The following is a 19,781-nucleotide window of genomic DNA, read 5'->3' as shown; positions in this document are numbered from 1 at the left end:
CCAACATGGTTAAATTGCTTGCTAGCTTTCTATTTTCCCCTTTTTGGGGTATATAGAAACATAAATCGTAATCTATGGAAAAAGGCAAGGCGATGGAGTTTGATATAATATAGTTTCAATAAGCGGAGAGGGGCTGTGGCAGATGGCAAAGCAGTTTTTAACAAATGATTGGTGGCCTCTATTGAAAGAGGAATTCAAAAAAGAATATTACCAGGAGCTATGGGAATTCATAAAGCAAGAGTACAGTCAGCAAGTCATTCATCCGGATCAGGACGATATTTTCAATGCGCTTCACTATACTCCTTTTGAAGATGTAAAGGTTGTCATCCTTGGACAGGACCCATACCATGGCCAGGGTCAGGCGCATGGCCTTAGTTTTTCAGTCCAGCCGGAGGTGCGCATCCCGCCCTCTTTAAGAAATATCTTTAAAGAGTTACACACCGATCTTGGCTATGAGGTACCAGATAATGGTTACCTGGTCGAATGGGCAAAACAGGGAGTGCTTCTATTGAATACCGTCTTGACTGTCCGTGAGGGAGAGGCGCACTCACACCGCGGAAAAGGATGGGAAATCTTTACGAATCAAATTATTCGCCTATTGAATGACCGTCCGAAACCGGTTGTATTCATCCTGTGGGGGAAACCTGCTCAAACCAAAATCCCTTTGATTGATGAAGCCCGCCATAAAATCATTAAGTCTGTACATCCGAGTCCGCTGTCGGCTTCCCGTGGTTTCTTTGGCACCAAACCATTTTCCAAAACAAATCAATTGCTGATGGAAATGGGGGAATCTCCAATTGATTGGAAAATCCCGAACCGATGATATCGGCAAAAGAACGAAACGGGTGAATTGTATGGCTTGCCGTCATTTCTATATAACTTGGGATCTCAGTTTTCCAAAAGGCTGCCGTACTTTTCAATTCAAAACATCAAACCAGCCTTCTCTTGATGTCTTTCGTTCTTCAGGAGAGCCATGCTTTAAATTTCAAGCAAAGCCAATTAAAAGGTAGGAAATATGCAAGGTGTTTTCTTCTCTGATTTTTGCTATGCTAGTTATGATAGTTTTGACCTGTATATAGACGAGGTGGTAAAGTTGGATATTTCATCAAGACAAATGTTAGATAAAATCGAAGAGCTTGTTTTAAAAGCGAAACAGGTAAATTCAGAGGATAAGGTGCAAGGGTATGTAATGGCCATTAAGTCCCTTTGTGAAGTGATGGTTGATGAAAAAGCTGCGAACATCAGCATACAGAAGCCAATCACATTGACCCAGCCCGTCATGTCGGCTACACCGAATGTAGAACCGGTTAAAATGGATGAGGCCAATGGGGAGTCCTTGTTCGATTTTTAAATTAGGGAAGGGGAGCGAAATAATTGAAACTGTTCATCATTTTAGGTGCATTGAATGGGTTTATTGCTGTGGCACTTGGTGCATTCGGTGCACACGGACTGGAAGGGAAAATTCCTGATAAATATTTGGAAACTTGGCAAACCGCTGTTCAATATCAAATGTTCCACGCGGTGGGTTTATTGGTACTCGGTTTATTGGCTGGGAAAATTGATAGTCCGCTGATCAACTGGTCCGGCTGGCTTATGCTAATAGGAATTATCCTATTTTCCGGAAGCCTATTCGTTCTAAGCGTTACGCAAATCAAAGTCCTTGGTGCCATCACACCGCTTGGCGGAGTTTCTTTCTTGGTTGCTTGGGTCTTAATGATCATTGCTGCGTATAAATACTTGTAAGGTCAGCTGAGGCTGTAGACAAATTCGAAGAAATCGAGTTTGCCTGCAGTTTTTTTATGGATTGTACAATTTGGACGTACATTACCGCTGCAGGCACTCGCTTATCCAAAGGCGCGCTCGCACCTTTTTATCCAATCAACTTTGTTATTACATATAGATAGAAACCATACCTGATGGGTTGAAGGTGGAATGTTCCGAACCTCTACAAACTGAGCTGATCGATCTTTTTGGAAAAAGTCATGCCAATATAAGAAGAGCCTCAGAATCAAATAGATTCTGAGGCTCTCTATATAGGATTTTTTTACCTTGGCGAATAGGTGGTAAGCCCAGTGCCTCCAAATGGATATTCATATTCGATTTCTTCATCGAACGTTATATAATCTAAGTATACCATCGGGATTAAGTATCGTTTTCCCGTTTGAGGATCGCTTATGATTAAGTGATCGCGTCCTGCAGCCTCGATGATTCCTTTGAAGATCTTGGCATTCCATTCCTTGTTGTTTTCAAACGTTGTATAAACAGTGGCCAATTTCCCTTTATTCAAACGCAAGATGTTCTCGATGTACGACTGTTCGACCGGAAGCATGCCAGGTATCTGCGGTCCGGAAGTGGCTGGACTCACCTGCATCGGCATTTGTTGTGGCGTGCCTGCCATAGTGGGCTGTTGTGGCTGGTATGGTGGTTGTTGGTATCCTTGCTGCGGGTAACCCTGTTGCTGGTTAGGATTCTGCTGTCTTAGTTCAAGCTCATTATTTTCATAGGGGTAATAAGGGCTTCCTCCGTACGGATAATTACCATAAGGATTATTTTGTGACATTGCATTCCCTCCTGAATTCAAGGTTTAGTTGATGCTGTGGAATTTGGATAATCCGAGAGTGTGGACTGGGAGAAACAGTGCGATTTATAGCGACCGGTAGTATTGTATATGTTTTCTGGACAATCCCCGGGTGGCTTAAAAAACCACAATGAATGTTAAGCGATACATAACGGCTGCCGTTCATGATATAAGCCATATCCTCTTGCCGGCTAATGAATAGATGTAACGTTCCTTCACCTCGCTGGAGTCAGGAATTGCCTTGATTAATTTTCCTGAAGCTGAATGGGACTGTGAAAAAATAAATTCATCACTATTGAAAATGTATGGGATGGGGATTGGATTTATTCCACAGCCGGTGAAAAAATAAAAAGGAGCGGACGCAAAAAAGCTTCCGGAAACCGGAAGCCCTTCGTCTTAAACGTATAGGAATGAAGATACATTTTCTTCAGGCAGGATATTGCCTACAAAGAAAGAGCCAAATGCAGCGTATCGTGCACTCACTTCATCAAAACGCATTTCATAGATTAATTTTTTGAATTGAAGGACATCATCTGCGAATAGAGTCACGCCCCATTCATAATCGTCAAAACCGACAGAACCTGAAATGATTTGTTTTACTTTACCGGCATAACTGCGGCCAATCAAGCCGTGGGAACGCATTAAGCCTTTGCGCTCTTCCATGGAAAGCATATACCAGTTATCATCGCCATCACGACGCTTGTCCATTGGATAGAAGCATACATGTTTCGCTTTTGGCAGTATCGGATAAAGTCTGGAACGAACATGAGGGTTCTGGTATGGGTCCTCACCATCTCCGCCAGCTAAGTAATTGCTTAATTCCACGACCGAAACGTATGAATAAGCGGGAATTGTATATTCGGCAAGCTTCGTTTTGTTGAATTCGTTTTCGATTGCATTCAATTCTTCCATGGTCGGGCGGGCAAACATAAGCATGAAGTCCGCTTTCTGACCAACGATGGAATATAGGGCATGGCTGCCTTCATTGTCGCTTTGTGTCATATTCCATTTATCCAGTAAACCTTGGAATTCCGAGATGGCCAATTGGCGTTCGTCACTTGATAACGTTTTCCAAGAAGCCCAGTCGATCAGGCGGAAATCATGTAAACAATACCAGCCGTCCAGTGTTTGTGCTGCTTCACTCATTACAATCACTCCTAAGTCTTATTATAACTTTAATATAGCATAGTTTCAGTATAAGGAAATTTATATCAACCCGCAAACACCATCACTGTTTTTCGGTGTTTCTGTAATTTTCAAATTTGCGGAGGGCTGGAATTTACCTGGCTGCTGGAGTATTCTTAAAAGAAGACGACAATGGATTTTACCGGATGGTTAAATATAGAAAAAATGGGGGAAACGTATCTAAAAAGGAGGAAGAGCCAATGAGTGATTTATTTGAAATATTGGAATCGAAAATTATGGGGCATAATTTAAAGATCGTTTTTCCGGAAGGGTTGGATGAACGGATTTTGGGAGCAGCAGGCAGGCTTGCCCAAGCTAAACTAGTGACACCGGTATTGATCGGGGATATCGGGTTGATTCAAGAGAAGGCAAAAGACTTAAAGATCTCCCTTGATGCAATCGAAATATATGATCCGAAGAATTATATCATGATGGATGAAATGGTTGAAGCGTTCGTGAAGGTCCGTGATGGTAAAGACACTGATGTACAAGCACGTGAAATCTTAATGGATGAGAACTATTTTGGAACCATGCTTGTCCATATGAAACTGGCACATGGAATGGTTAGTGGCGCAACGCATTCTACTGCCGATACGGTTCGTCCAGCCTTAAAGATCATTAAAACAAAGCCGGGCGTCCAAAAAACCTCGGGAGTGTTCATCATGGTCCGGGAGGAAGAGAAATATGTATTCGCGGATTGTGCGATCAATATAAACCCGAGTTCCCAGGACCTGGCTGAAATTGCTATAGAAAGTGCGAAGACTGCATTAATGTTCGATATCGAACCGCGTGTGGCGATGCTGAGCTTTTCGACAAAGGGATCGGCAACATCCCCCGAGACCTTAAAAGTGGTTGATGCCGTCGATTTGGCAAAAGAAATGGACCCTGAAGTCATTCTTGATGGGGAATTTCAGTTTGACGCAGCCTTCGTTCCTTCTGTGGCAAGGAAGAAAGCACCGGATTCCCTTATTCAGGGGGATGCGAATGTTTTTATTTTCCCAAGTCTCGAAGCAGGGAACATTAGCTATAAGATGGTACAGCGCTTGGGTGGATTCGAAGCGGTCGGTCCGATCCTTCAGGGGCTGAATCGTCCGGTGAACGACCTTTCGAGGGGATGCAGTCAAGAGGATGTATATAAACTGGCTGTCATTACAGCTGCACAGGGATTTGTGGCGCAGTATCAATAGGCAGCTTGAGGATTAAATGTAGAGGGAGATTCGTATGGGTGAGACAGATTCATTATTAATGCAGCAAGAGTGGAGGATTATTGATCAATCTTCCGTTGGACCTCAGTTTCCTGCTCTGGAGTCCTTTGCGATGGATGATACATTTTGCGCTTCCGTTGGGTCAGGTAAGTCAGCGGCCGTAGCCAGGGCGTGGGTACACCACCGAACCATCGTCATGGGTATACAGGATACGAAGTTGCCTTTTCTTAAAAAGGGCTTGGATCATTTGGAGGAACATGGTTTCCGGGCCATCGTGAGGAATTCCGGAGGGCTTGCAGTCGTCCTGGATGAGGGGGTCCTTAATTTTTCGCTCATTTTTCCTGAAAACGAGCAGAAAATTGAAATCAATCGTGGATATGATGCGATGTGGGAGCTTGTCCAATTGATGTTTTCCGATTTCCCAGTCAAGATGGAGGCGCGGGAAATCGTCGGTTCCTATTGTCCCGGCAGTTATGATTTAAGTATAAATGGGCAAAAGTTTGCCGGTATATCCCAACGCAGGATCCGCAATGGTGTAGCGGTGCAAATCTATTTGTGTGTCAATGGAAGCGGGGCTGAACGTGCCAGTCTCGTGAAGGGTTTTTATGATGCAGCTAAAGGAAATGCAGAAACCAAATTCGCTTATCCTGATATCGTCCCTTCGGTGATGGCGTCCCTAACCGAATTGTTGGGTGTGCAATTGAGTGTTCAAGACGTGATGCTCAGATTCCTTCAAGTATTGAAGAAACATAGCGAAAGGATATTCTCCGACACACTTTCCGCTGAGGAATGGCCGCTGTATGAGGCGTACTTGACGAGAGTGGTCGAACGCAATGATAAAGTGTTCGATGCATTAAAGGATTGATATGAAAGAAGCCGTTCCATTAAGTCAGGAATGGCTTCTTTCATTTAATACGACTTTAGCATTCACTGAAACTGTAAAAGGACTGTATGATAGGCGGAGATAGTATTCCTTCTTTCTAGAAACAATGAAAAAAAAGAGCCTTGTCGGCTCCCTTTTTTCGGATAAATAAGGGTAAAACGTCCTCTGGCATGTGGTTGATCTATATAACAGAACCCCACATTATCTTATTTATTACTCGGCCATTTTTTCCAAATTTCCATTCCGGTCCATCTTGAACTTCGTTGCCGGACGTTCCTCTTCCTCCAACAAGACCAGCTTTCTTGCTCGATTCATGATATTCATCAAAGTTTCATAATCTTCCTGCATCAAGCCGCTGTTTTGTTCTAGATGGCTGATTTTATTCTCCAAATCTTCGTTTCGCTTTTTCAGCCCTTTAATTTCAAGCTTCAATCTTTCATTTTCGGTTTTTAATACTTCGGCTTGAAGCATGCGGCCGTTCATGGATTCCAAATAGGCGATGACGGCATCAAGGCTCATTGCCGATTCCAAAGTAACTGGTGTGTGCTGTGTCTTAGGAGTGAGGGCTTCTGCCACAACGAATTCCTCTGCTGCTTCATAATTGGCAGTATCGACTTCGGTATTCAACTCTAGTTCCTCCTCTTGTACATGGGGAACCATTATGTCGGAAATCGTTGGGGACGGCGGTGTATAAAGAAGCCGTTTTTTCCCTCCTTGATCTTTTCCAAGGATCCTTTGCCGCTGCTTACGCTGTTTCTTGGCAAGGGATAGAGCTTTATCATAATTATGGCGGACAACTGCATTCCAGCGGAATCCGCATGCTGCAGAGGTACGATTCAACTTATCTCCTACCTCTTCAAAAGCATTAAGCTGAGTGCTGCCTTCCCGCACATGGCGCAATACCGTTTCTGCCAAAAGCAAATCATCTTCTTCTGTCCAGGCGTCTTGACGAACCTTCATTTCTACATACTCCCTTTCTGGTAACTTTTAAAATAAATAACTATATAAAATATCGTGTGGCAGTGATTTATGGAGTGTTCTACTAGCATTTTGGACAAAATATGGATTTTTTATACAAAAAGGTTAAAAGGATACTAGTTTTTTGATTAATTACATCATTTTTCACATCATTCAGCCCTCTTGATATTCATAAGTAGAAACGGTAAAATACCTTTTAGTCATATAAATGGATGAAATACAGTTTGTCATGGAAAGGATGGTGACCGGAGGATGTCCAATGAATTCAGAGTGTGCGATGACTGCTTGGCGGTAAACATAAAAACATTGATCCCGCGTCTTAAAAAGCTTGATCCCGACGCGAAAATTGAAGTGGGCTGCCAATCCTACTGCGGTCCTGGCAGAAAGAAGTCTTTTGCCTTTGTCAATAACCGTCCGGTTGCTGCACTGACAGAAGACGAGTTACTAGATAAAATCAATAAAAAACTAAAGTAAGATCCATGATATATAGGTAGAGTGGATTGTTTCTTATGATATATGGAACCAGTAATCATCACCCAGATTCGACACACTGCGGTGATTTTTTATTTCCTTATTTTCGAGACAAAACCAGACTGGCACTTCCGTTTTCTTACAAAATGCCCCCTCTTACTATCAAGGTGGAAGTTAGGGTTTTTTGTCAAAACACGCTATAATGAGTGCATCGAGATTATGAAAAAGAGGGTAGTTCATGGGATATTCCGGCGAAAAATTACAAGAAGAAAAAGTATTCAAGGATCCGGTGCACCGATATATACATGTTCGTGACCGGGTTATATGGGATTTAATAGGGACGAAGGAATTCCAGCGGCTTCGTAGGATCAAACAGCTGGGAACGACTTATTTAACCTTTCATGGTGCGGAACATAGTCGGCTTAGCCATTCGCTTGGAGTATACGAGATTGTCCGGAGAATCGTGGATGATGTTTTCGAGGGCAGACCGGAATGGAAACCAGAGGAGCGGTTACTATCCTTGTGCGCAGCCCTCCTGCATGATTTGGGTCATGGTCCTTTCTCTCATTCTTTTGAAAAAGTGTTTGATCTGGATCATGAGCAATTCACGCAGCAGATAATCGTCGGCGATACGGAAGTGAATAAGATCCTCCTTAGAGTTGGGCGTGATTTTCCTAAAAAAGTGGCAGAAGTCATCGCGAAAACCTATAAAGGCAAATTAGTAGTCAGCCTGATTTCAAGTCAGATCGATGCTGATAGAATGGACTATTTACAGCGTGATGCTTATTTCACTGGCGTGAGTTATGGTCATTTCGATATGGAAAGGCTTTTGCGTGTGATGAGGCCAAGGGAAGAGCATGCCGTCATAAAGCAGAGCGGGATGCATGCGGTTGAGGATTATATCATGAGTCGCTACCAAATGTATTGGCAGGTTTATTTCCATCCAGTTACGAGAAGTGCGGAGGTCATACTTACCAAGATCCTTCATAGGGCGAAACATTTATATGAATCCGGTTATGAGTTTGCCCAAGAACCGCACCATTTTTATTCATTGTTCAAGGGAGAAGTGACTTTAACGGACTATTTGAAAATGGATGAATCGGTGATGCTCTATTATTTCGAAGCATGGGAAGAGGAAAACGATGCGATTTTAAAAGATTTATGCACTCGCTTCGTTAACCGTAAACTATTTAAATATGTGGAATTCCATCCGTCGAACAGTCAAATGAACAGATTGATGGAATTAAGGACGCTATTCAAGAAGGCAGGCATCGATCCGGATTATTATCTTGTCGTCGATTCCTCATCAGATCTGCCGTATGATTTTTACCGGCCGGGTGAGGAAGAGGAGAGACTTCCGATTCACTTGCTTAAAAATAATGGCGAAATTCGTGAATTATCACGTGAATCCGAAATTGTCGATGCAATTTCAGGGAAAAGAAGAACGGATCATAAGTTGTATTATCCAGCGGATTTATTGCGTGATGAATCTACGAAGAAAAATATTAAAAAACAGATCCGCAAGCTTTTGGAGCTATCGGATTAAAGTGGTACATTTTTGGTGAGGAGTGACGGGCCTTGTTTAAGGATCATGCAAACATTATCAATGCAATTTCTACTGCCGGTGAAATCTCGGGTCGAAAAAAATTACAAAAGATCGTTTATATCGCGAAGAAGCTGTCCTTCCCATTTCATGAAAAGTTTCAATTTCACTTTTATGGACCGTATTCGGAGGAGTTGACCTTACGGATTGAAGAGCTCTGCGAAATGGGCTACTTGAATGAAGTAAGGGAAAAAAAAGCAGGCTATTATCAATATTGTTATTCGATAACGGATGCCGGCCAGGATTTCCTATCCATACAGGAAGTGGAGATGCCGGCACTTGAGGCATGCTTACAGGATATGAACGAACAGAATGCCAGGTTTTTGGAGCTGGTTTCAACGGTGCTATACTTCGACACGCTTGAAAAAGAGGAAGTCACCGAGAAAATTTTTACGCTGAAAAGCAAACAAAAATATACCCTTGAAGAAATTGATGAGGCATATGAATATATTGAGCAGTTAAAAACAAAAGCTAAGCCGAATTGATGGCTTAGCTTTTCCCCATTATGTAAATCTTATAGATCGCTTTTACGGACACCGGCTACTGCTAAATGATTTTTTGACATTTCTTCAATGAAAATCGTCACGGCTTCAGCTGGTGCTCCAGTTGTTTCCGTCACGGCTGCAGTAACCTTTTCGACTAAAGCCTTTTTTTGTTCGTCTGTACGGCCTTCAAGCATTTTGACTGTTACATATGGCATCTCTTTTCCCCCCTTCCTCTCTTATCTTGTAGTGTTTCACAATGAAAAAAGAATTGCAAGACTCGGAAGTCAGAGTTTTTTCACTTCTTGAGCTTTTGATGTATACTAACGGTATTAAACATTGGGGGAGAAGCTATCGATGCAATTCTTGGAGCAAATAGAACGGTTTTTGGTTTATCCTTTGGAAAAGCTTCCATATGTCATTGTGTCACTGTTGATCGCATTTACGGTTCATGAATTTTCCCATGCGTATGTGGCCTATAAGTTCGGTGACCCGACAGCAAAGAATGAAGGGAGAGTCACGTTGAATCCGATTTCACATTTGGATCCGATCGGAACTCTGTTGATATTGATAGCCGGATTTGGTTGGGCGAGACCCGTACCGGTCAATCGTTTTCATTTCAAAAATCCAAAATTGGCAGGAGTGCTCGTCTCTTTTGCCGGTCCGTTCAGTAATTTGCTTGTTGCAATTTTGGGGTATTTGATTTTTTACGGGTTGCTGGCGGCAGGCGTTGGACCTGAGTTACCGTTTTTCGTCGAGCCCTTCTTAAATATACTCATAAATTTAAATGTCCTTTTATTTGTATTTAATCTGTTACCGCTGCCGCCTCTCGATGGTTATAGGATCGTTCAGGATCTTGTTTCCGCAGACTTGCGGGCAAAAATGACCCAGTATGAACAATATGGCTCCCTTATTTTTTTGATTCTGATCATCACACCGCTGAGTCAATATACAATTAGACCGATTTTGGATACTGGCATTAAATTTGTAGGAGGCACCTTGAGTCAATTTTTTTCACTTTTGTTTTTTTAACCAATAATAAGGAATGACAAACGATAAAGGGGGATATGAACATGGAAGAACAACCAAAGAAAAAGGTAGGCTTCAATATTATAAAAAACGACCCAACAGAAGGCCATGGCGGATATGGGGCAGGGGTATTAACACTCGATAATATTTCCCCGGTCATCATCGATGTGGATGCGGGAGAAGCAGAGGTCGATATCGGTGCGATGCATGCAAGAAGTGCAGTGGAAAAAGGGATCAAGTTTTTAAAGACTAAAGAGGAAGTCCCGAATGCCAAACCCTACTGGCTTGTTTGGGTGACCATTGAAGCCACTCAAAATGGTCCGCACTATGCAGGTGTGACAGCATGTGAAATGACGGTCGACAGGTCAATTAGACGCGGCTACAAATCGCTCCCGGAGCATGTTAACCGGATGGATAAATCGCTAAAACGAAAGATCATCGTTGAGGACATGGACGATAAATCAAAACGTGTACTCGCAGACTTCCTGAAAAACCATGATGCGGGAATGTGGGAGCGTTCTTCAGATCAGCTGAAGGAGTCATTGACGGTTTGAATCTCGTTTGATGGATGAAATGTTAAGTTTAGTGAAAAATGCACTTGTAGGAAAGCGATAAAATCAGTAAACTTAAAGACAGCAGTTTAGTCACTGTGGAACTAGGACAGAAAAACCCCCGAAGCCTCTGCAGGCTTCGGGGGTTTTTCGTTATCCCCAAGGTTTTAAGATTTTCTTGTACCAAGGGGCCTTTTTAAGTTCTTCTTCTTTTGGGACATGTTTAGGATTCCCACCCTTAAAGTGCTCGGGACAGTATTCGACAGGCTCGGTTCCTTTAACATAATAAGTCATTCTTGAGACGGGACAATCCTTTGTGGCCAATTTTCCGCTTACGGGATTCACGTTTACCCCGATTACGTTTTCGGTTTCCTTAAATGGTTTTGCCGGTTTACCTTTTAGACCCTTTTCCATATAGGAAGCCCAGATTTTCTTTGCATAGCCTTTTTCAGCAGGGATCTCGATTTTTTTGCCTTGGTCATATCCAGTCCATACTCCTGCTACAAGCTCCGGTGTGTAACCGATCATCCAGCTATCCGTCGGGGTGGAGCCTGATTTGCCGGCATATGGGCGGGTCAGCTGGGAACTGATGGTGCTGCCGGTCACTTTCGTATAACCATTTAACGTTTCATCGAAAACACCTGTAAGCATCTGGGTCATGACAAATGCCTTGTCCTTATCCAGAATCTGTTCGGGTTTCTCCTTTTCATCAAAAATCACTTCACCTTTTTGATTTTCCACCTTTTTGATAAACACGGGTTCAACCTTCTTGCCGCCATTAGCCAGAATGCTGTATGCGTTCACCATTTCAATCGCCCTAACACCTGACGTACCGAGTGCCAGGGAAGGGACCGCATCCATCTTTGCCGTGATTCCGAATCGACGCGCCGTATCGACCAATGACTGTTCCCCAAGGAACAAATGCGTTTTTACGGCAAAGATATTATCGGAAAGAGCAATGGCCTGAGCCATCGTGATTTCGCCTTCCGCATATTGATGGTTATAATTATGCGGTGTGTAAGATGAGTGACCATCATCGAAAGAAAAGGTAGTTGTCTCGCTTTTCAAGGTGGTGGACGGTGTGAAACCATTCTCCAGCGCTGAATAGTATAGCAATGGCTTCATGGTTGACCCAGGCTGGCGAACGGCCTGTGTGGCCCGATTGAATGGAGACTCGGAATAATCTTTACCGCCGACCAGCGCACGGACCTCCCCGGTATCCGGATCCATTGCCACTATCGAGGCTTGAATGCCTGAAGACTTGGGTATGGTACTGGAAAGGACCTCTTCGGCAGCATCCTGCTGGGTTTCGTCCAGTGTCGTATACACCTTAAGGCCGCCGAGCTCGATCGTCCGGTCATCTAAATGAAGCTGAGATTTTAAAGCCTGCTTGACGGCATCCTGGAAATAGGGAGCGGTCTTCTTGGTGACCGTTCCGTGTTCCCCTTTTAATGTAAGGGATGTTCGCAGCGCTTCCGCGATATCCTTGTCTGAAACGTAGTTTTTGCTTTTCATGGATTGCAGGACAACTTTCTGCCTTGATTTCGCTTTTTCAAAGTTATCCAATGGAGAATAGTTTGACGGCCCTTTTGGTATTCCGGCCAGCATGCTCGCTTCAGGAAGAGTCAAATCCTTGGCATCCTTGCCAAAGTAATATTGACTTGCAGCTTGGGCTCCATATGCGCCATGGCCATAGTAAATCGTATTTAAATAGCCTTCTAGAATTTCCTTTTTGGAGTAGTTCATTTCTAAACGTATCGTATAAAAGGCCTCATTAAGTTTACGCGACCATGTTTTGTCATGCCCAAGAAACAGGTTCCGGGCATACTGTTGGGTAATGGTGCTTGCACCCTGGACCTTGGACATTGCCTTAATATCGGCAAGGATGGCACCGCCGATCCTCTTTATATCAAATCCATAATGGGTGTAAAATTGACGGTCCTCAACGGCGACAGTCGCTTTGATGAGCTGTGGTGAAATCGACTCCATTCCGGCCCAATAACGCTTCTGGCCATTATCTGTTTCACCGATCACATTTCCATCATCACTGTAATAGAGAGTGGACTGCGGCACGACCAAAGGAGGCGGACCTAATATTTTTGCGTAAATCAGTAAAGAGAGAAGCAATACAAAGAGTATTGTCAGCCCGATTGTGGCAAGGATAATGAAGGCCCGTACATATTTAGTTGTCCTTTTAAATCGTTCGCTTGGAATCAATTCCATTGCTTTCACCTCTCTTATCGGGTAAGAATCTAGTATCTATCTATTACTATTATGGAAAAAAAAGAAAATTTTAAACATAAGAACTGCATTTAAGAAATTTATCTTGCAATTCTGCTAGATTCGTCTATAATTTTTCTAGCTAATGACTATACCGATTTTGGGGAACCTATAAGGTGACTGACAATATGAAATGGAAAAGGAGCGTTAATAAATGAGCATTTGGTTTACTGAAAAACAAACAGAGAACTTTGGTATTACGATGAAAGTGAATCGTACTTTACATACTGAGCAAACTGAGTTTCAAAAGCTTGATATGATTGAAACGGAAGAGTGGGGCAATATGCTATTGCTGGATGACATGGTAATGACTTCACAGCGCGATGAATTCGTTTACCATGAAATGGTAGCCCATGTTCCTTTATTTACCCATCCTAATCCAGAAAACGTTTTGGTTGTAGGTGGAGGGGACGGAGGAGTTATCCGTGAAATCCTTAAACACCCAAGCGTAAAAAAAGCTACATTGGTGGATATCGATGGGAAAGTCATCGAATACTCAAAGAAATACCTGCCGGAAATTGCAGGCATGCTTGAAGATCCGCGTGTAGACGTACAAGTTGGGGATGGCTTCATGCACATCGCCAAAAGTGAAAATGAATATGACGTGATCATGGTTGATTCAACTGAACCTGTCGGACCTGCTGTCAATTTATTCACAAAAGGTTTTTATGCCGGGATTTCCAAAGCTTTGAAAGAAGACGGGATTTTTGTGGCACAATCCGACAACCCTTGGTTTAAAGCGGACTTAATTCGCGATGTACAACGTGATGTGAAAGAGATATTCCCAATCACGAGCCTGTATTTAGCGAATATCCCGACGTATCCAAGCGGCCTTTGGGCGTTCACGATCGGATCGAAAAAATATAATCCATTAGAAGTGACTGAAGATCGTTTCCATGAAATGGAAACTAAATATTATACAAAAGAACTTCATAAAGCAGCATTCGTTCTGCCTAAATTCGTTCAAGATTTAGTGAAGTAAGGGAGGCATGGACCATGAAATTCGATGAAGCCTATTCAGGCAATGTATTCATTAAAAGCCACCCTGTTTTTGAGGAATCAGAAGCTGTGCTATACGGCATGCCGATGGACTGGACGGTAAGTTTCCGTCCGGGTTCTCGCTTCGGCCCTACCCGGATTCGTGAAGTTTCGATTGGTTTGGAAGAGTACAGCCCGTATTTAGATCGTGAATTAGAGGAAGTTAAATTCTTTGATGCCGGGGACATTCCATTACCATTCGGCAATCCGCAGCGCAGTATCGATATGATTGAAAAATTTGTCGACAGCTTGTTGGATGCAGGTAAGTTCCCTATGGGTATGGGAGGGGAACATCTTGTCACATGGCCTGTCATCAAAGCCATGTTCAAAAAGTATCCCGATATGGCCATCATCCATATGGATGCCCATACAGATTTACGTGAGGATTATGAGGGAGAGCCGCTTTCCCATGCGTCCATCATCCGTAAATCCGCAGAACTTATCGGCCCGAAAAATGTATACTCTTTCGGCATTCGTTCCGGTTTGAAGGAAGAATTCCAATGGGCAAAAGAAAATGGCATGCACATCTCTAAATTTGAAGTTCTTGAACCTTTGAAAGAAGTACTGCCGCAGTTAGCTGGCCGTCCTGTATATGTGACGATCGACATCGATGTTCTTGACCCTGCGCACGCGCCGGGAACAGGAACCGTTGATTGTGGAGGCATCACTTCCAAAGAGCTTTTAGCTTCGATTCATGAGATAGCACGGTCTGAAATAAATGTGGTCGGCTGCGATTTAGTAGAAGTCGCACCAATCTATGATCCATCCGAGCAAACTGCGAATACGGCGAGCAAGCTGATTCGCGAAATGATTCTAGGGTGGGTTCAAAAAGGTTAATGATGGAAGACTTGACTGTTCCTGTTTTTTTTAGCGGGAATGGTCTTTTTTTATCCATTGATAGAATTAAGGGCTCTTTTTGAATAATTCCGCCCAATGAGTCATTATTGCGTTAAAATCAAATGGATTGCAACAACTTGATTTCGACAGCACACTTTTGGTTTAACACTTTATTTTCCGCTCCAAGTTGAAACTTCCATGAAGAATATTTATACTTATAAAGTTAAGAACGACATGATGAAGGAAGTGTAGCTTTGACTCTTCATGATATAGATAAGCATGCTATTAAAGTGTCTTTACAGACAAAAATTAAGCACGGTCCAGAAACGGAAACGTATGAGCTGGTCACATTTGGTACAAAAATGTATAAAGGTGCAGATTTATATTTGCAATATAAAGAGGAAAATGAAACCGGTCAAACACAAACGACCATCAAGCACAAACCGGATGAAACGATCCTGCTTAGAAATGGTGCCATTAAAATGAGGCAGCTTTTCCGCTTGCAGGAAGCGACAAATGGGCATTACGAAAGTATATATGGCAGGTTAGGATTACGGACGACCGCGAAGAAGATCCATCATCAATGGGATGAGCAGGCCAAACAAGGGAAACTCGTCCTTAAATATACGTTACATATGCAGGGAAGCGAACCCGGTCAATATGAGATGACTATTTCCTACAAGGAGGAAGCATAACGCATGAATATAGTAAAAGAGGTACAGGAAAAACTGAAAGAAGAGATTAAAGCGGCAGTCATTAAAGCCGGTTTAGCAACGGAAGAGCAAATTCCGAATGTTGTACTGGAGTTGCCAAGAGATAAGACACACGGAGATTATTCCACGAATATGGCCATGCAATTAACGAAGATTGCAAAGAAAGCGCCAAAGATGATAGCAGAGGCAATCATCGAAAACTTTGACAATTCAAAAGCATCCATCGAAAAAATTGAAATTGCAGGACCGGGTTTTATCAATTTCTACATGGATAATGCTTATTTGACAGAACTGGTTCCTGTCATTTTGAAAGTAGATGAAGCATATGGGGAAAGTGACTTTGGTAAAGGCGAAAAAATCCAAGTGGAGTTCGTTTCCGCGAACCCGACCGGTGATCTCCATCTTGGTCATGCCCGTGGTGCAGCAGTAGGTGATACGCTATGTAATATCCTAGCTAAAGCAGGTTATGATGTTTCACGTGAATACTATATCAATGATGCAGGTAACCAAATCAATAATTTGGCCATTTCGATAGAAGCCCGTTATTTCCAGGCACTTGGCCTCGAAAAGGATATGCCTGAGGGCGGTTATCATGGCGAAGATATCATTGGCATCGGTAAGACGCTTGCAAGTGAGTATGGGGATAAATATGTAAATGCCGATGAGAAGGAACGTTTTGAATTTTTCCGTGAGTACGGCTTGAAATATGAAATGGAAAAACTGAAAACGGACTTGGGTAATTTCCGTGTCGGATTTGATGTATGGTACTCCGAAACATCCCTTTATCAAGACGGTAAAATTGATGAAGCACTTAAAGTGTTGAGGGAAAGGGGCCATGTTTACGAGGAAGATGGGGCTACATGGTTCCGCTCTACGGAATTAGGCGATGATAAAGACCGGGTGCTTATTAAGCAGGATGGGTCTTACACATACCTGACACCGGATATTGCCTATCACCGTAATAAATTGGAACGCGGCTTTGAAACGCTGATCAATATCTGGGGTGCAGATCACCACGGCTATATCCCTCGTATGAAAGCGGCGATCGAAGCATTAGGGTACAACCGCGAGCAGCTTGAAGTGGAAATCATCCAGCTTGTCCACCTGTACAAGGATGGCGAGAAAATGAAGATGAGTAAACGTACCGGTAAAGCAGTTACGATGCGTGACCTGATTGATGAAGTGGGTCTGGATGCAACACGTTATTTCTTTGCAATGAGAAGTGCGGACACCCATATGGACTTTGATTTGGATCTTGCGGTCTCACAATCCAATGAAAACCCGGTTTATTATGCACAGTATGCCCACGCCCGTATTTCCAGCATTTTGCGCCAAGGTGTGGAACAAGGGATCAGCTATGAAGGAGTCACTGATTTCTCTGCCCTATCTACTGAAAAAGAAGTGGAGCTTTTGAAGAAATTAGGAGAATTCCCGCAGGCAATAGCGGAAGCAGCCGAAAAACGGATGCCTCACCGTATGACGAACTATATATTCGACCTGGCCTCTACATTCCACAGTTTCTACAATGCAGATAAGGTTCTGGATGTTGAAGAAATAGAAAGAAGTAAGGCGCGTCTTGGACTGGTCAAATCCGTCCAAATTACGTTAAAGAATGCATTGGCCATCATCGGGGTTTCGGCACCGGAAAAAATGTAATGGAAAAAAGCGGCTGTTTCTAGCGAAACAGCCGCTTTTTTTAGGTTATTTAGCACTCAATGGCTCCGCCGCTCACCCTTTTTACACCTCGAATCTTAGCCATATCTTCAATCAGCTGCAACATTGCCCGATCCTTCATTTTGGCCTCGATCATGAAATCCGCGTCCTGTCCAAGCTCCTTAAGCACTTTAAAAAGGGGCATGATGAAGTCCAAATCTATATAATCTGCATGCGAGCGAAATTCACCTGCCGATTTTGGGGATGAAATATGGATCTTTGGTACCGCCCCTGCTTGATCCCAAGTGGTGAACACCTCGGTGAGCAGCTCGTTAAGCGGCTCATCTGAAAGGTTTGCGAGATGATGGTGATAATCGAATACAAGCGGGATTCCCTCCCTTTTACATACGCCGAGGGTTTCAGATGCTGTATAGGTTTTATCATCATTCTCCAAAGTCATTCTTTCCTTGATGTGCATAGGCAGTGATTTAAGGTTGTCATGAACCCTTACAAGGGCGGACTCTTTATCACCATAGGCCCCACCGACATGGATATTGATGAAAGAGGTGTCCGCAATGCCCATTGCATCAAGCATTTTATAATGGAACTCCATATCTTTCACTGCATTTTGTGTGATCTCGGGCTTAGGGCTGGTGAACAGTGTAAACTGATTGGGATGAAAGCTGAGCCTCATCTTGTGTGCAGTGGCCCAATCGCCAAGCTGTTTCCACTCTTTCTTAAAAGGAGTGACGAAATCCCATTCGATTTCGGGATGTGTGGCTAAAGGAACAATGGAACTGGACATCCGGTATACTTCTATTTGGTGTGCCGTGTTATATTGAAGGACCCTTAAGGTATTTTCAATGTTTTGCCTTGTCACATCCAGGAGCTTTTCCATTCCTTTTTCTGCGCCAAGTGTGCTATATCGCTTGAAAGTAAGTGTCTTAGCCGGAGAAGCCTCCCATAAACAGGTGGCATTGGATACGAACCCAAATCTTATTTTCATTATATTTTTCTCCTTGAGCAAAGGGTTGTCAAAGAAAAGGAGAAAGGATGGAAGCCAGCGATTCTTTTGCTGAACGGACTACATTCATTTTGGAAAGAGCGTCCCCGTTCAGCGGCTTGGATTCGGCCAGGTCCACTGCCAATTCCTTTTCTACATCTTTTATAAATGTCCGGTCAAATACGATGCAGTTCATTTCACTATTTAAAAAACAACTGCGTTTATCAAAATTAGCCGTACCGATATCGCACATTATATCATCGATCAGCATCACTTTAGAATGGTAGAACCCTCTTTGAAATTGCATGATTTCCGCCCCGTCTTTTATTAGTACCCGAAAATAGGGAAAAGAAGCTTCTTTTACAAGGGCGTGGTCTGAAATTTCAGGTACGATGACCGTAACGGAAACATTGCGTGCAAGGGCATCCCTCAATTCCTGAAATAAAGTTTCACTGGGAATGAAGTATGGAGTCCCGATAATGATTTTTTTAGTCGCTTGACGAATCATGTGTGTCAGTGACTGTTCAAGATCACTGCCATTCGAGACGACAAACTGATGGGCCTGCGTCCCGGGAGTCAATGTCGGAAAATAGGCAGGCGTTCCTCTGTAATCCTCGTTTGTATCATAGAACCAATCCGAGAGGAAGACTTCCTGAAGGTCCTTTACACCTTCCCCAGTCATTTTTAAATGGTAATCCCTCCATGGGTTCAGCTTCTCCCCTTGGTTTATATACTCCTTACCGATATTAAAGCCGCCAAGATAGCCGATCTTTCCATCTATCACCGAGATCTTACGGTGATTTCTTTTTTGTATGGTATAGAAAAGGAAGGGGAGTTTCGGTTTAAAGCTGAAAGAAAAATGAACGCCGCTTTCAGTCAGCTCCTGAATGGTTTGGCGGGACATTTTTTTACTCCCTATCCAATCGACTAAAAGCCGCACTTCCACGCCCTCTTCCGCTTTTGACTGCAGTAACTTCAAAAAGTCCTTGCTGAATTTATCGTTTTTTACTATATAAAAAAGGATATGGATGGAATCCTGAGCTTGCCTGACTTCCTTGATATAATCTTCAAACAGGATTTTCCCTGATGTGAATACAGTTATTTCGCTATTCCGAGGCGGATATTTAGTGTTGGTTGCGTGCTTCAAATAACGGCTATGCCCTACCTTAAGATCAACCCAGCACCAAGAGAAGATCAATAAAAATATAGAGGCAATCGTGGTGATTATCTTCAAAAAAAATCCCCCCTAAATGATTATATTTAGTTTGGCTCTAATTCCCTGTCAGTAACCA

The 19,781-nt window shown here is 43.1% G+C and carries 21 protein-coding genes; 14 read left to right on the top strand and 7 right to left on the bottom strand.

The window, feature by feature from the left end; translation table 11 throughout:
• Positions 1-142 precede the first annotated feature (142 nt).
• The 3 genes from NYE65_RS11955 to NYE65_RS11945 all read left to right on the top strand — a co-directional run bounded on the left by NYE65_RS11955 (position 143) and on the right by NYE65_RS11945 (position 1,743).
• Positions 143-823: a uracil-DNA glycosylase gene (locus tag NYE65_RS11955; protein WP_328175770.1), complete on the top strand. Its 681-nt coding sequence runs from the start codon at positions 143-145 to the stop codon at positions 821-823.
• A gap of 270 nt (positions 824-1,093) precedes the next feature.
• Complete coding sequence (locus tag NYE65_RS11950; protein WP_328175769.1) at positions 1,094-1,351, top strand: YwdI family protein; 258 nt, start codon at positions 1,094-1,096, stop codon at positions 1,349-1,351.
• Positions 1,352-1,374: 23 nt separating this feature from the next.
• A complete protein-coding gene (locus NYE65_RS11945; protein ID WP_053536916.1) occupies positions 1,375-1,743 on the top strand; it encodes a DUF423 domain-containing protein in 369 nt (122 codons plus the stop codon).
• A 301-nt stretch (positions 1,744-2,044) separates the two neighbouring features.
• Here NYE65_RS11945 and gerQ read toward each other — a convergent pair whose 3' ends face one another.
• Positions 2,045-2,560, bottom strand: a complete 516-nt coding sequence (gerQ, locus tag NYE65_RS11940; protein ID WP_328175768.1) for a spore coat protein GerQ — start codon at positions 2,558-2,560, stop codon at positions 2,045-2,047.
• 414 nt (positions 2,561-2,974) lie between these two features.
• Complete coding sequence (hemQ, locus tag NYE65_RS11935) at positions 2,975-3,724, bottom strand: hydrogen peroxide-dependent heme synthase (protein WP_053536913.1); 750 nt, start codon at positions 3,722-3,724, stop codon at positions 2,975-2,977.
• Between the two features lie 239 nt (positions 3,725-3,963).
• On the opposite strand from hemQ, the gene pta reads away from it, so the two are divergent.
• Positions 3,964-4,950 (top strand): phosphate acetyltransferase, encoded by a 987-nt coding sequence (pta, locus tag NYE65_RS11930; RefSeq protein WP_340860983.1) that lies wholly within the window; start codon positions 3,964-3,966, stop codon positions 4,948-4,950.
• Positions 4,951-4,984: 34 nt separating this feature from the next.
• On the top strand, positions 4,985-5,833 hold the full coding sequence (locus NYE65_RS11925) for a lipoate--protein ligase family protein (protein ID WP_328175767.1): 849 nt from the start codon (positions 4,985-4,987) through the stop codon (positions 5,831-5,833).
• 231 nt (positions 5,834-6,064) lie between these two features.
• Here the strand turns inward: NYE65_RS11925 and NYE65_RS11920 are convergent, their stop codons facing one another.
• Positions 6,065-6,811, bottom strand: a complete 747-nt coding sequence (locus NYE65_RS11920) for an RsfA family transcriptional regulator (protein WP_095390579.1) — start codon at positions 6,809-6,811, stop codon at positions 6,065-6,067.
• Between the two features lie 270 nt (positions 6,812-7,081).
• Here NYE65_RS11920 and NYE65_RS11915 point away from each other — a divergent pair, with 270 nt between their 5' ends.
• From NYE65_RS11915 to NYE65_RS11905, 3 genes are all read left to right on the top strand, one after another.
• On the top strand, positions 7,082-7,303 hold the full coding sequence (locus NYE65_RS11915; RefSeq protein ID WP_268591314.1) for a DUF1450 domain-containing protein: 222 nt from the start codon (positions 7,082-7,084) through the stop codon (positions 7,301-7,303).
• A 235-nt stretch (positions 7,304-7,538) separates the two neighbouring features.
• Positions 7,539-8,846 (top strand): HD domain-containing protein, encoded by a 1,308-nt coding sequence (locus NYE65_RS11910; RefSeq protein ID WP_034315900.1) that lies wholly within the window; start codon positions 7,539-7,541, stop codon positions 8,844-8,846.
• Between the two features lie 32 nt (positions 8,847-8,878).
• Positions 8,879-9,388, top strand: coding sequence for a YwgA family protein (locus NYE65_RS11905; RefSeq protein ID WP_034315899.1), 510 nt, complete (start codon positions 8,879-8,881; stop codon positions 9,386-9,388).
• Between the two features lie 29 nt (positions 9,389-9,417).
• Here the strand turns inward: NYE65_RS11905 and NYE65_RS11900 are convergent, their stop codons facing one another.
• Positions 9,418-9,603, bottom strand: a complete 186-nt coding sequence (locus NYE65_RS11900; RefSeq protein WP_034315897.1) for a 2-hydroxymuconate tautomerase — start codon at positions 9,601-9,603, stop codon at positions 9,418-9,420.
• 139 nt (positions 9,604-9,742) lie between these two features.
• On the opposite strand from NYE65_RS11900, the gene NYE65_RS11895 reads away from it, so the two are divergent.
• Together NYE65_RS11895 and NYE65_RS11890 are read left to right on the top strand one after the other, a co-directional pair.
• Positions 9,743-10,417: a site-2 protease family protein gene (locus NYE65_RS11895; RefSeq protein WP_194719487.1), complete on the top strand. Its 675-nt coding sequence runs from the start codon at positions 9,743-9,745 to the stop codon at positions 10,415-10,417.
• Positions 10,418-10,458: 41 nt separating this feature from the next.
• Positions 10,459-10,968 (top strand): YwhD family protein, encoded by a 510-nt coding sequence (locus NYE65_RS11890; RefSeq protein ID WP_054398584.1) that lies wholly within the window; start codon positions 10,459-10,461, stop codon positions 10,966-10,968.
• 150 nt (positions 10,969-11,118) lie between these two features.
• Here NYE65_RS11890 and NYE65_RS11885 read toward each other — a convergent pair whose 3' ends face one another.
• Positions 11,119-13,188 (bottom strand): transglycosylase domain-containing protein, encoded by a 2,070-nt coding sequence (locus tag NYE65_RS11885; RefSeq protein WP_328175765.1) that lies wholly within the window; start codon positions 13,186-13,188, stop codon positions 11,119-11,121.
• 211 nt (positions 13,189-13,399) lie between these two features.
• On the opposite strand from NYE65_RS11885, the gene speE reads away from it, so the two are divergent.
• The 4 genes from speE to argS all read left to right on the top strand — a co-directional run bounded on the left by speE (position 13,400) and on the right by argS (position 17,489).
• Positions 13,400-14,227, top strand: a complete 828-nt coding sequence (speE, locus tag NYE65_RS11880) for a spermidine synthase (protein WP_034315891.1) — start codon at positions 13,400-13,402, stop codon at positions 14,225-14,227.
• Between the two features lie 14 nt (positions 14,228-14,241).
• On the top strand, positions 14,242-15,120 hold the full coding sequence (speB, locus tag NYE65_RS11875; protein WP_034315888.1) for an agmatinase: 879 nt from the start codon (positions 14,242-14,244) through the stop codon (positions 15,118-15,120).
• A gap of 254 nt (positions 15,121-15,374) precedes the next feature.
• On the top strand, positions 15,375-15,815 hold the full coding sequence (locus tag NYE65_RS11870) for a DUF1934 domain-containing protein (RefSeq protein ID WP_328175764.1): 441 nt from the start codon (positions 15,375-15,377) through the stop codon (positions 15,813-15,815).
• A 3-nt stretch (positions 15,816-15,818) separates the two neighbouring features.
• The gene (argS, locus tag NYE65_RS11865; RefSeq protein WP_106027205.1) at positions 15,819-17,489 is read left to right on the top strand and encodes an arginine--tRNA ligase; all 1,671 of its coding nucleotides are present in this window, start codon (positions 15,819-15,821) and stop codon (positions 17,487-17,489) included.
• A 49-nt stretch (positions 17,490-17,538) separates the two neighbouring features.
• On the opposite strand, the gene uvsE is transcribed toward argS, so the two are convergent.
• Positions 17,539-18,492 (bottom strand): UV DNA damage repair endonuclease UvsE, encoded by a 954-nt coding sequence (gene uvsE / locus NYE65_RS11860; RefSeq protein WP_268591319.1) that lies wholly within the window; start codon positions 18,490-18,492, stop codon positions 17,539-17,541.
• Between the two features lie 28 nt (positions 18,493-18,520).
• Positions 18,521-19,723 (bottom strand): cardiolipin synthase, encoded by a 1,203-nt coding sequence (gene cls, locus NYE65_RS11855; protein ID WP_328175762.1) that lies wholly within the window; start codon positions 19,721-19,723, stop codon positions 18,521-18,523.
• Positions 19,724-19,781 lie beyond the last annotated feature (58 nt).

It is taken from the genome of Peribacillus sp. FSL R5-0717 (assembly GCF_038002945.1).
Taxonomy (GTDB): Bacteria; Bacillota; Bacilli; order Bacillales; family DSM-1321; genus Peribacillus; species Peribacillus frigoritolerans.
Note: the sequence above shows the minus strand (reverse complement) of the source record. Positions and strands in the feature narration are given on the sequence as shown.